The 11,705-nt window shown below is 47.3% G+C and carries 12 protein-coding genes; 3 read left to right on the top strand and 9 right to left on the bottom strand.

The window, feature by feature from the left end; translation table 11 throughout:
- The first annotated feature begins 37 nt into the window (after positions 1 to 37).
- Entirely contained in the window at positions 38 to 1,279 is a 1,242-nt protein-coding gene (gene odhB, locus AC0VYQ_RS08800) for a 2-oxoglutarate dehydrogenase complex dihydrolipoyllysine-residue succinyltransferase (protein ID WP_475403435.1), read from the top strand.
- 139 nt (positions 1,280 to 1,418) lie between these two features.
- Here the strand turns inward: odhB and AC0VYQ_RS08795 are convergent, their stop codons facing one another.
- Positions 1,419 to 2,468, bottom strand: coding sequence for a 2,3-butanediol dehydrogenase (locus tag AC0VYQ_RS08795; protein ID WP_214891914.1), 1,050 nt, complete (start codon positions 2,466 to 2,468; stop codon positions 1,419 to 1,421).
- A gap of 234 nt (positions 2,469 to 2,702) precedes the next feature.
- Here AC0VYQ_RS08795 and AC0VYQ_RS08790 point away from each other — a divergent pair, with 234 nt between their 5' ends.
- A complete protein-coding gene (locus AC0VYQ_RS08790; protein WP_475403434.1) occupies positions 2,703 to 3,599 on the top strand; it encodes a glycerophosphodiester phosphodiesterase in 897 nt (298 codons plus the stop codon).
- Between the two features lie 184 nt (positions 3,600 to 3,783).
- On the opposite strand, the gene tnpB is transcribed toward AC0VYQ_RS08790, so the two are convergent.
- Positions 3,784 to 4,956: an IS200/IS605 family element RNA-guided endonuclease TnpB gene (gene tnpB / locus AC0VYQ_RS08785; RefSeq protein WP_475403433.1), complete on the bottom strand. Its 1,173-nt coding sequence runs from the start codon at positions 4,954 to 4,956 to the stop codon at positions 3,784 to 3,786.
- Between the two features lie 248 nt (positions 4,957 to 5,204).
- Between tnpB and AC0VYQ_RS08780 the strand changes: the two genes are divergently transcribed.
- Positions 5,205 to 5,651 (top strand): Rrf2 family transcriptional regulator, encoded by a 447-nt coding sequence (locus AC0VYQ_RS08780; RefSeq protein WP_475403432.1) that lies wholly within the window; start codon positions 5,205 to 5,207, stop codon positions 5,649 to 5,651.
- Positions 5,652 to 5,736: 85 nt separating this feature from the next.
- Here the strand turns inward: AC0VYQ_RS08780 and mnhG are convergent, their stop codons facing one another.
- Genes mnhG through AC0VYQ_RS08745 form a run of 7 tightly spaced genes read right to left on the bottom strand, consistent with a single transcriptional unit; the run spans position 5,737 to position 11,526 of the window.
- Positions 5,737 to 6,114 (bottom strand): monovalent cation/H(+) antiporter subunit G, encoded by a 378-nt coding sequence (gene mnhG / locus AC0VYQ_RS08775; RefSeq protein WP_088837244.1) that lies wholly within the window; start codon positions 6,112 to 6,114, stop codon positions 5,737 to 5,739.
- Positions 6,098 to 6,373 carry a Na(+)/H(+) antiporter subunit F1 gene (locus AC0VYQ_RS08770; protein WP_369834785.1) on the bottom strand — a complete coding sequence of 92 codons (276 nt, stop codon included), beginning with the start codon at positions 6,371 to 6,373 and terminating at the stop codon, positions 6,098 to 6,100. Before AC0VYQ_RS08770 ends, mnhG begins: the two co-directional genes overlap by 17 nt.
- Positions 6,374 to 6,381: 8 nt before the next feature.
- Positions 6,382 to 6,858 carry a Na+/H+ antiporter subunit E gene (locus AC0VYQ_RS08765; protein ID WP_088837242.1) on the bottom strand — a complete coding sequence of 159 codons (477 nt, stop codon included), beginning with the start codon at positions 6,856 to 6,858 and terminating at the stop codon, positions 6,382 to 6,384.
- Between the two features lie 3 nt (positions 6,859 to 6,861).
- On the bottom strand, positions 6,862 to 8,346 hold the full coding sequence (locus AC0VYQ_RS08760) for a Na+/H+ antiporter subunit D (protein ID WP_475403431.1): 1,485 nt from the start codon (positions 8,344 to 8,346) through the stop codon (positions 6,862 to 6,864).
- The gene (locus tag AC0VYQ_RS08755; protein WP_088837240.1) at positions 8,339 to 8,680 is read right to left on the bottom strand and encodes a Na(+)/H(+) antiporter subunit C; all 342 of its coding nucleotides are present in this window, start codon (positions 8,678 to 8,680) and stop codon (positions 8,339 to 8,341) included. The genes AC0VYQ_RS08760 and AC0VYQ_RS08755 overlap by 8 nt, the downstream gene beginning before the upstream one ends.
- A gap of 3 nt (positions 8,681 to 8,683) precedes the next feature.
- Complete coding sequence (locus AC0VYQ_RS08750) at positions 8,684 to 9,124, bottom strand: Na(+)/H(+) antiporter subunit B (RefSeq protein ID WP_200872396.1); 441 nt, start codon at positions 9,122 to 9,124, stop codon at positions 8,684 to 8,686.
- The gene (locus AC0VYQ_RS08745; RefSeq protein WP_214891906.1) at positions 9,121 to 11,526 is read right to left on the bottom strand and encodes a Na+/H+ antiporter subunit A; all 2,406 of its coding nucleotides are present in this window, start codon (positions 11,524 to 11,526) and stop codon (positions 9,121 to 9,123) included. The genes AC0VYQ_RS08750 and AC0VYQ_RS08745 overlap by 4 nt, the downstream gene beginning before the upstream one ends.
- Positions 11,527 to 11,705 lie beyond the last annotated feature (179 nt).

Below are 11,705 nucleotides of genomic sequence, written 5' to 3'. Positions count from 1 at the left end.
GCAGAGATTGAACCATAGTCATAGGGGGACAAAAACGATGGAAATCAAAGTACCAGAACTTGCCGAATCAATTACAGAGGGGACGGTCGCTTCGTGGTTGAAACAACCGGGCGATCACGTAGAAAAAGGGGAAGCAATCGTTGAACTGGAAACGGACAAAGTAAACATCGAAGTACCGTCAGACGAAGCGGGAACATTATCAGAAGTGATGGCAGCAGAAGGGGATACGGTACGTGTCGGGGAAACAATCGCCATCATCACGGTTGGTGGAGAAGCGGAAGCGCCAAAAGCAGAAGCGCCAAAAGCAGAACCGAAACAAGAAGAAGCGAAGCAACCTGAAAAAGAACAACCGGTCGCAGTCGCAGCAACTGAAAAAACATCAGCGGCTGATCGTCCGATCGCTTCTCCGGCGGCTCGGAAATTGGCACGGGAAAAAGGAATCGATCTCGCACAAGTGGCGACACAAGACCCACTCGGTCGGATTCGTGTCCAAGATGTCGCGACGTTCGAAGTTTCACCTCGTGAGCAGGCACCTGTAAAGGAAAAACAAGCAGCACCGGCACAAGCAGCTCCAGGTAAACCGGAAGAGCGGATTAAAATGTCACGTCGTCGTAAGACGATTGCCAACCGTCTCGTCGAAGTGCAACAGACGGCAGCGATGTTGACGACATTCAACGAAATCGATATGTCGGCCGTGATGGCATTACGGAAACGACGCCAAGAAAAATTCGTGAAAGACAACGATGTCAAACTTGGTTTCATGTCCTTCTTTACGAAAGCAGCCGTCGCAGCACTGAAAAAAATGCCGTACTTGAATGCTGAAATCCAAGGCGACGAAATCGTCCTTAAGAAATTCTATGATATCGGCATCGCCGTGTCTGCTCCAGACGGACTCGTCGTTCCGGTCGTCCGTGACGCGGACAAAAAGAACTTTGGTGAGATTGAAAAAGATATCATCAGTTTGGCTGTTAAAGCACGCGACAATAAATTAGGTCTGTCTGACCTAACGGGTGGGACGTTTACGATCACGAATGGTGGGACATTCGGTTCATTGATGTCGACACCAATCTTGAATGGTCCTCAAGTTGCGATTCTCGGGATGCATGCAATCAACTTACGCCCCGTTGCAATCGATGCAGAACGGATGGCAAACCGCCCGATGATGTATGTCGCACTTTCATACGATCACCGGATCGTGGACGGAAAAGAAGCCGTGACGTTCTTGAAACACATCAAAGATTTACTTGAAGACCCAGAGTCGTTGATTTTTGAAGCGTAAACCTTAAAAATAACAGGCATTCTCCTAGGGAATAGGGGAATGCCTGTTTTTTAGACTAAATCATGTCATCCGAAGAAAGATTCATTCTTCCCGTACTGCCCTCAGACACGAGGAGCAGGGTCGGCACGGTTCGAACATTTCACAGCTCGCCGCTCAGTTCAACTAGGATTTTAGCTTGAGACTTGTCATTGCTTAAGGTCTCGAACCCTTTTTCGACAATCTCTTCTAATTGAATCTGATCCGTCACTATACCTTGTGGTTTAAGTTGACCTGTCCCCATCAAATCGACGGTTTGTTGGAAAGTAGTTGGGGAGTAAGCGATAGTTGAAGTGATTTTAACGCCACTTCCGGTCAGTTGCATCGGATTCCATTCGATAGGACCTGCAAAAATCGAGACGATCACCATAGTGCCTCTCGCTTTTGTCGCATCAATCGCCTGTTTGAAAGTGGGACCAACTCCTGCTACTTCAAAAGTAATAGCGACACCCTCTTTTTCTAAGCCCTTAATCGCTTCGATTGCATCTACTTCACCTGGATTAATTGTATCTGTTGCCCCCATCTCTTTCGCTTTTTCTAGACGAGTTTCTGAAAGGTCAAGAGCAATGATTCTGCTTGCTCCAGCAGCTTTTGCAGCTACGATCGTTACTAAACCAATCGGACCAGCTCCAAATACTGCAACTGTATCACCAAATTGTAAACCAGATTCTTTCACAGCTTGCACGGCAACGGCCATCGGTTCTACTAAAGCGCCATCTTGAAGGGATAACGATTTAGGCAAGATATACACGTTATCTTGTGGGACGTTCGCAAACCGAGTAAATCCGCCATTTCCATGTAATCCAATAAAACTGAACCCATCATATATATCTACATCTTCATGTTTGTTGCCGTGTGTCAAAGTCGGATTAATCGCAACACGGTCACCTGGATTGATTCCAGAGACTTTTGCGCCGACTTTTTCGACTACTCCAGCGAACTCATGTCCCATGGTTAATGGAGTCTTCTGACCCGTCAACATATCTTCTGTTTGACTAGGCATGAAAACGGGACCCTCTTCATACTCATGCAAGTCACTTCCGCAAATCCCAGCCCATGCGACCCTTACTTGAACTTCGTTGTCTTTCATTTCTGCTAATTCAACTTCTTCTACTCGTAAGTCTTTTCGCCCGTACCATACTGCTGCTTTCATACTGGAGCCCTCCTTGAGTGATGTTGAAGTTACAGGGAATAATTCCCTATTCAAAGTGTACCATACAAGAAGAGCACGATTAGAAGTGCGCTTAATAATTGACAGAGATATTCTTTTTTTAGTATTACATCGTTGTCATCGTTTCTAAAAGCTTCTTCATCCGCACTACATGTTTCCTTCACAGTCACAGCGTAAGATTCAGTCTGTAAGTTACTTTTAAGGGGGAAATACAACATGATGAAACAGATTGGCGTTACCGTACTTACAGGAGCACTCGTTGCAACAAGTTTTGGAAGCATCGATGCTTCGGCACATCAACAGAAACACGGGTTACTCGATCCGGATCGAGTCGTCAACATCGCCCACCGCGGTGCTTCTGGTTATGCACCAGAACATACGATGATGGCGTATCAATTAAGTCATAAAAAATTAAAAGCCGACTACATCGAAATCGATTTACAGATGACGAAAGATGGTAAGCTGATTGCGATGCACGATGAGACGGTCGACCGGACGACAAACGGAACAGGCGCCGTCAAAGACAAGACGCTTGCTGAAATCAAACGCCTCGATGCAGGAAGCTGGTTCAATACCGCGAACCCTGAATATGCGAAGGCTGAATATAAGGGACTGCAAGTTCCGACACTCGATGAGATTTTTGATACGTATGGCAAACATGCGAACTATTATATTGAAACAAAATCACCTGAAGTCTACCCGGGCATGGAAGAAAAACTACTGAAAACATTACAACGCCATGGTCTCTCAAGCGATCGCGTTAAACCGGGGCAAGTCATGATTCAATCGTTCAGTCAAGAAAGTTTGTTGAAAGTCAAACAGCTTGATGCACGTCTTCCACTCGTTCAATTGATGGATGCAGCGACGGTCAAAGCGATGACACCTGAAGCACTCGACGAGCTACAGACGTACGCAGTCGGACTCGGACCGTCCTTTAAAGGATTGACACGGGAAAATACAGCGATGATTCGGGAGCGTGGGTTGTTGCTCCACCCCTATACAGTCAACGAAAAAGTCGACATGGAACGGATGCTTGATTACGGGGTGACGGGTGTCTTTACGAACTATGCGGACCGGTTCAATGAAGTATTACACGAGATGAAAAAGAAATAACGGATGGTTTATCGAAGATGGGGTTGACGTAAAAGTCAGCCCCATCTTTTTTGGTTTCATTTTAAAAAAATAGCAATCCGATTTCAAATCGAATACGTATGCTCACTAATTGAACTACCTCCACCTACGCTTCGCTTAGAGGTGGAGGATTCCTGAGTCATCCGACCTAACGGTCGAAACCTGATCAGGCTAACCCCGTCGTCCCGACGGTTGAAGAAGCTAAGAGGCGTTCAGCTTCTCGTTTGAGGTTCAGTCCTGCGTTCACATCGCGGTCGTGATGGATGCCGCAACTCGGGCATGTCCATTCACGCAAACCAAGATGTTTCACGTCTTTGTGTTGATGTCCGCAACGGGAGCACAGTTGACTAGAGGCGAAGGTCTTGCCGACTTTCACGACGGTCTTCCCGTACCATTCCGCCTTGTATCCGAGCATGCGGAAGAACTCCGACCAACTGACCTCCAAGATAGACTTGCTTAACTTACGATTCTTCTGCATGTTCTTCACCTGCAAGGTCTCGATGCCGATGACGTCGTGGTTTTTGACGATCTCGGTCGATACCTTGTGCAGGAAATCGGTTCGCTTGTTCGCGATCTTCTCGTGGATGCGGGCGACCTTCCGCTTCTGCTTCTGATAGTTCTTCGCCTCGGAAAGTTTCACTTTCTTGTCCAAGGCCAACCGTTGACGACGAGAAAGCTTGCGTTGCTCGCGCGCCAGCTTCTTCTCAAGCGAACGGAAGTAACGGTCGTTCTTGTATACCGTGCCGTCCGACAGGATGGCGAAGTGCTTCAACCCGACATCGACGCCGACGGATGAGCCCGTCTTCGGCAGTTCGTTGCTCTCCTGCTCGACGAGCAGGGAGACGAAGTATTTTCCTGAAGCGTTACGCCGGATGGTCGCGTTCAAGATGCGTCCGACGACCTGCCTCGAATGAGCGAAGCGCACCCACTTCAGCTTTGGAATTTTGATTTTGGTGCCGACGATCGAGACTTCTGGAAGTTGAGACTTGCCTTGAATGTTCGTCTTATACGATTGAACAGGGTTGCACTTCGACTTGAAGCGGGGTCGTTCGTTCTGCTTCTTGAAGAAGCGGTCAAAGGCATCGGCAAGATGTTTGACGCTCGCTTGCACAGACGTGCTATCGACTTCTTTCAGCCAGTCGAACGCCTGCTTCAACGACGGGAGTTCTTTCGAACAAGACCCGTAGGACAGCCCTTTACCTGTCGCTTTATACGTTTCATCCCACTTCGCCAAGAAGTGGTTGAAGACGAAGCGTGAACAACCGATCGTCTTCGCGATCAGGATTTCCTGTTCTTTTGTCGGATAGATTCTGAATTTGTAGGCCTTGTGAGTCAACATGATGTTCACCTCCTTACAAAGGATATACCCGAAAGAGAGGGTAGCGATTCATCTCCCACTTTCACTCGGGCTTCACCCTGACCGTTTAGAAGTGGGCGTATTCTCGCCTATTTTTGATAAAGAAGCAACTGGTTTGCAATGAAATCGTCCATTTCATGTTAGAATTTCAATCAAAAAATGTTACGCTAAACAAAGTGAATCAGGATGAGCATGATAGTTGATGCATCATCAGCGGAAGGAGTGCGCGCATGCGGGTTACACAATACACAGATTATGGATTACGGGTCTTGATATACCTTGGTGTACATCGGGGCCAAATTACGCCGATGCCGGCGATTGCCAATCATTATGGCATTTCGGCAAATCACTTGATGAAAGTCACGCAGCAGCTGACGAAACTGGGATATGTCGAGTCGACGCGGGGACGAACGGGTGGGCTGAGACTCGCGAAGGATCCGGCGGAGATCAATATCGGGCAAGTTGTCCGTGAGATGGAGCCGATGGACATCGTCGAATGTTTTTCGGCAGAAGGACGATGTGTGATTGAGCCGAATTGTCACTTAAAAGGGATTCTTGGACGCGCTTTGCGTGCGTTTCTTAAAGAACTCGAACAGCATACGTTAGCAGAGCTCGTTGAAAATAAAGAGGAGTTAACCTTTTTATTTTCATCAGAAACGACATCCGTTCAATCGTAAACACGTGACGACGTTCACGAAAAAGGACATCATCTCCCGTAAAAAATCGGAGGATGATGTCCTTTTTGCGTTGAATTAACGAGAATTAGTTGTCTCGGTTGATGCGTTTTTTCGGCATGACATGTTCTTTGTTTTTCGAGAGGTCGTCTTGAACGGATCCTTTCCATAAGGGAACATCACTGTAGTAGGCAGCACGGGCGATTAAATGACTTCCGATCGGTGCTGTCGTCAGAACGAACAAGATACCTAAAAATGTTCGTGATGAAAAGAGTCCTTCTTCTGTCACGAAGAAAATGATGACGCTGATTAGAATACTCATGACGCCGAGTGTGGCGCTCTTAGAGGCTGCGTGTGCGCGTGTATAGATATCGGGTAGACGAATCAGCCCGAGAGCCGCGACGATGCTGAAAAAGGCTCCAATTAAAGCAAAGGCGACTACGAAGATTTCATTTATTGCGATCACGTTCGATGATCTCTCCTTTCTCAATGAATTTCGAGAAGGCGACAGTCCCGATGAAAGCTAAAATACCGATTAACAAGATGACTTCTAAATAGTCACTTGTCCGTAAGAGAACGGATACTAAACCGACGATGGAGATTAAACTGATGCCGATTGAATCAAGTGCGATGACGCGATCAGCAATCGAGGGTCCTTTGATGACGCGGTAAAACAGACCGAGCATGGAAATGAAGACGCCTCCGAGTGCGATATAGATCAGCATTTCGAACATTATCGACTCACCTCCAGAATCGCTTTTTCAAAACTATTCCGGATGGCAGCGACAGCTTCATCCGCTTCTGGCATATGAAGCGCGTGGATATACAGTGTTTTATTATCATCTGAGATATCGACGACGAGTGTTCCGGGTGTCAACGTAATCAACATAGAAAGTAACGTAATCTCCCAGTTTTTCTTTAACGTCGTCTCGTACGCAAAGATACCGGGCTGAATATCGAGTCGCGGTTTTAAGATGACGGCCAGAACTTCGATATTCGCGACGACCAATTCATAAAGAAACCGAATCGAGAGGCGAACTAGAGCGATGACCGGACCGAGGTAAAACCGACTACTGAAACCACGACGCATCGCGAACATCGCAATCAACCCGAGTAGATAACCGACGATGAATGACGAAGTCGTGAAGGAGTTCGAGAGAAACATCCATAAGATGGCTAAAAAAGCATTGAGCATTAATTGAAATGGCATCGATTAGCCCTCCTTCAGTACAGCTTGAATATAGAGTGATGGATCGACGAGCGGATCAACGGCTTGGGTGATGAATGGACGAACGGCTTCTGCCCCGACCCCATACGCGACGGTAATCATTACTAAAAGAATTGATGGAGCGAGCAATTGTTTGACGAGATGACGTCGTGAACCCGTATACGTCTTCGGTGTACCCCAAAATCCGCGAATGAAGATTTGCATGACGGAATAGAGGACAAGCAAACTTGACGCAAGGACGATGAACGGTCCGACGAGGTCACCCGCTTCAATCCCGCCACGGACGATCAATAGTTTACCGATGAACCCGCTGAACGGTGGAATACCAGCCAAGGACAAGGCAGCGATGAAATACGCCCAACCGAGCAACGGATAGGCCTTAATCATCCCGCCCATGCTTTTAAGACGGCTCGAGCCCGCAATTCCGACCATGATACCGACGAGCAAGAAGAGAGCTGCTTTGATTAACATATCATGTAACAGGTAGAAGACGGCTCCTTCGAGCGACTGACGAGTCATGACGGAAACGCCGTAAAGAATGACGCCGACGGCAACGATGATGTTGTAGATTAAGATTTGTTTCGCATCTTTTGTCGCGAGGGCGCCGATGACACCGATGATGATTGTCGCCAGTGCCAATCCCCCAAGAAGCGAGTGGATGATCCCGATTTCGTTCGAAAAGAACAAACTATACGTCCGCAAGATGCCGTAGACACCGACTTTCGTCAAGAGAGCGCCGAACAAGGCGAGGACTGGTGTCGGTGGCACTTGGTACGAGCCAGGTAACCAAAAATAAAGTGGGAAAATCGCTCCTTTTAAGCCGAAGACGACTAAAAATAAAATCGCGATGACACTCAAGATTCCGGGCTGATTGATTTCAGAAATCTTTTGCGAGATATCTGCCATATTGAGCGTGCCGATGATGCCGTATAAAAAAGCGACCGTCATGACGAACAAAGCAGATGAAATGACATTGACCAACAGATACTTCAACGACTCGCGTAACTGCGCCGGTTTACCACCGAGCACAATCAAGACATACGATGAAATCAAGAAGACTTCAAAGAAGACGAACATGTTGAAAATATCACCGGTCGTAAAGGCACCATTGACACCGACGAGCAAAAACTGAACGGCGATGTAGTAATAAAAACGTTGATGCTGCTCCGACAGATACGTCATCGAATACCAAATGACGAAGAAAACGAGCACGCTCGTCGTCAAAACGAGTAAGGCGGATAACATATCTGAAACGAGTGTGATGCCGAACGGTGCCGGCCAACTGCCGAGTGTGACCGTCAAAATCCCGTTTGCCTTGACTTGAGAGACGAGGTAAAGCGAGACACCAATCGTCAACAGCGTCGACAAGAAGGACACGATACGTTGCATCCACAGACGTTTCGTGAAAAACATCAACAAGACACCAGTCAGCAGTGGAATTAAAATCGGTAATAGCGGTAAATTAATCATTCGTATCGGTTCCTTTCATTTCCTCGATATTATCGGTCCCAAGCTCTTGATACGCTCGGTAGGCAAGAACGAGGAAAAATGCTGTTACCCCGAAACTAATGACGATTGCGGTCAAGACAAGCGCTTGCGGGAGTGGGTCGGTATATTTCGTCACTCCGTCTTCAAGGACAGGCGCAGCACCAGTCTTCAGTCCACCCATCGTCATGACGATTAAGTGGGCAGCGTGACTGAGCAAGCCGGTTCCGATGATGATGCGTAAAATACTTTTTGAAAGAATGAGATAGACGGCACACATCGTCAAGATGCCTGCAGCTATCGCCATGATAATCTCCATCTGTTAATCACTCTCCCCAATCGTTTGAATGATCGTCATCGTGACGCCGACGACGACGAAGTAGACACCTAGGTCAAATAACATGGCCGTATGCAAAGACGTTTTTCCGAACAATGGTAAATCAAAGTACCCATGGGCGTGGGTGAAGAACGGTACATTAAAGAGTAAGGCACCGGACGCCGTCAAAACAGCGATCAACATCCCGACGGCTGTCACCATCTTGTAGTCGAACGGCAGGATTTGCCGAAGCGTCTTGATGTCGAAGGCAAGCAAAATCAACACGAGAGCAGACGCAGTGACTAGTCCACCGATGAATCCGCCACCTGGCGTATAATGTCCAGCGAAGAACAAGTAGACGGCAAACAAGAAAATAATGAAGGTGATGAACGTCGTCGCCGACTCTAGAATGACGTCATTCGTATTCTTTTTCATTGGTTTTTTCATTTGTCGATGCCTCCTGTCTTTCTGAAGTGAATCATCGCGTAGATGCCAAGACCAGCAATGGCAAGCACGCTGATTTCGAACAATGTATCAAAACCACGGAAATCAACGAGGATGACATTGACCATGTTTCCGCCAGCTGCCAATTCATACACGTTATCAATATAGTATTTAGCAATTGAGGCAAACGAGCGTTGACTGAGCGATGACAGGGCGACGAGCGTCACGCTGAGACCGACCAATGCTGAAATCGCAGCATTTCCTAGTTTAAATTTAATCCGTTCTTCTTTGCGACTGATTTCCGGCATGTGGTAGAACACAAGCAAGAACAGTGCGACAGAAACCGTCTCGATGACGAGTTGCGTCAAAGCGAGATCCGGTGCCCGGAACAAGACGAAGAACAAAGCGACCGAATAACCAGCGACACCAAGCAAGATGATTGATGTCAAACGCGACCGAGCGAACGTGATCGAAAGCGCACTGCTGACGAGGACAAGTACTAAGATGATTTCGTAAGCGGAAATCGAGCTTAGGGGATCGACGTCGAAGGCAAAGGCATCGAAGAAAAACAGGCTCGATAATACGAGGAGGACAATGAATCCGAAAATATAAACGAGATAAGACCGCATATATCCGGTCATGACCGCATCGTGAATCGCCGTCGAAACTTTTTCCCCGCGGCGTAACAAGCCATCGTATTGATGGTTCAGCGAGAAACTTTTCGGCATCCGATTATAGAGTGACTGCCATTTCGGGAAAGTCTTGAACAAGATGAACCCGACCGTAATGATGATGACGGTGAAGAGAAGTTCAAGATTCAATCCGTGCCAAAGCTTAATGTGGACATCAATTTCACCACCAGCAGCTAGGACCTGCGGTAAGATCGCTTCGGCTGCCGGACGGATGATCGTTTCCGACAACATATTCGGGAAAAGACCGATCAAGATGACGAGTGAAGCCAAAATGATAGGTGAGATCAACATCCCGATTGGTGCTTCGTGTGGTTTTTTTGGTAACTGATCATGCTGTTTTGGTCCAAGGAACGTCCGGTAGACGATCAGTAAACTATAAACAAACGTAAAGATACTTCCGACGACGGCGAAAAGTGGGAATAAGAAGCCGAACGTTTCGAGATGGAATAAGCCGGATTCAGATACTTCGTTGACTCCAGTCAAGAACATCTCTTTACTCAGGAAACCGTTGAATGGTGGGACACCTGCCATCGACAACGTTCCAATCATCGCAATTGTAAACGTGACCGGCATCAATTGTGATAGACCACCGAGCTTACGTAAATCGCGTGTTCCGGTTTCGTGGTCAACGATTCCTGCCATCATGAACAAGCTTCCTTTAAAGGTTGCGTGATTAATCAAGTGGAAGACGGCCGCGACGGTCGCGATCGTATATAAACTGTCAGGCAGTGCCTCGACCTGCAAAGCAGCAGCTCCTAAACCGAGGAGCGACATGATGAGACCGAGCTGAGAAATCGTCGAGTACGCTAATATTGCTTTTAAATCGACTTGTTTGACAGCGTTGAGAGATCCCCAGAATAGCGTGAACATTCCGACGCCAGAGACAAGATAGAACCAAAGTGGCGTCTCGGCAAAGATCGGACTCATCCGAGCGACGAGATAGAGACCGGCTTTGACCATTGTTGCCGAGTGGAGGTAAGCACTGACCGGTGTCGGCGCTTCCATCGCATCCGGTAACCAAATATGAAACGGGAATTGAGCCGATTTCGTAAAGGCTGCCAATAAAAAGAGGACGAGTGCAACAAGAAACATCGGATCATTACTGTACGTACCGAGTGTACTGAATGACTCCCGGATACTAAAGGAGCCGGATAGTAACGAAAGAATCGAGATCCCACCGAGCATTGAAAGTCCACCAAAGACGGTGATCAACATTGATTTTTGAGCACCGTAGCGGGAACGTTCCCGTTCATACCAATACCCGATCAACAGGAATGAAGAAATCGAAGTCATCTCCCAGAACATGTACATGACAATCATGTTGTCAGAGAGGACGATTCCGAGCATCGCCGTCATGAAAAGAAGCAAGTAGACATAAAAATTATGCAATGCCTCTTTTTTTGCATCAAGATAATAGACGGAATAGAGAACGACGAGCGTCCCGATTCCTGTGATCAACAGGGCGAACAATAGTCCGAGACCATCGATGTAAGCGACGAAGTTGATTCCGAGTGACGGGATCCACTGCATCGATTGCGTGACAGTCTCCCCAGCCATCGTCTGACTGATGTATTGACTAAAGTAAAGAACGAGCGAAAGAGGGACGAGCAAGACGAACCATCCCGTATGCACGGAGCGAAACTGTTTGTACAAGAATGGGATGAAGATACTAGCAAGTAATGGCAACAAGATGGCCAAATGAAGCAATGACACAAGATTCCCTCCTTTGAAATGAACCGAATAAATGAAAGAAGGACTTCGTACGCAAGCGTTTGTTCTGCTTGGGACTTGTCCTCTCAGCCATATTCATTCGATTTTATGATTGAGCACCTGTTAAAAGTATAGCGTACATTTGCCGTCTCTGCATGACTAGAACCCTCATGAAGCAAAGG

Source organism: Exiguobacterium sp. QJM3NY_9 (assembly GCF_056173545.1).
This window is presented reverse-complemented; position numbering and strand designations above follow the sequence as displayed.

Bases quoted from the DNA above. Each gene is read 5' to 3' on its own strand.
- AC0VYQ_RS08750 (WP_200872396.1), bottom strand. From the start codon at position 9,124: ATGAAAAAACCAATGAAAAAGAATACGAATGACGTCATTCTAGAGTCG.
- AC0VYQ_RS08770 (WP_369834785.1), bottom strand. From the start codon at position 6,373: ATGCTGATCTATATCGCACTCGGAGGCGTCTTCATTTCCATGCTCGGT.
- AC0VYQ_RS08755 (WP_088837240.1), bottom strand. From the start codon at position 8,680: ATGGAGATTATCATGGCGATAGCTGCAGGCATCTTGACGATGTGTGCC.
- tnpB (WP_475403433.1), bottom strand. From the start codon at position 4,956: ATGTTGACTCACAAGGCCTACAAATTCAGAATCTATCCGACAAAAGAA.
- AC0VYQ_RS08795 (WP_214891914.1), bottom strand. From the start codon at position 2,468: ATGAAAGCAGCAGTATGGTACGGGCGAAAAGACTTACGAGTAGAAGAA.
- AC0VYQ_RS08765 (WP_088837242.1), bottom strand. From the start codon at position 6,858: ATGCCATTTCAATTAATGCTCAATGCTTTTTTAGCCATCTTATGGATG.
- odhB (WP_475403435.1), top strand. From the start codon at position 38: ATGGAAATCAAAGTACCAGAACTTGCCGAATCAATTACAGAGGGGACG.
- AC0VYQ_RS08790 (WP_475403434.1), top strand. From the start codon at position 2,703: ATGATGAAACAGATTGGCGTTACCGTACTTACAGGAGCACTCGTTGCA.
- AC0VYQ_RS08760 (WP_475403431.1), bottom strand. From the start codon at position 8,346: ATGATTAATTTACCGCTATTACCGATTTTAATTCCACTGCTGACTGGT.
- AC0VYQ_RS08780 (WP_475403432.1), top strand. From the start codon at position 5,205: ATGCGGGTTACACAATACACAGATTATGGATTACGGGTCTTGATATAC.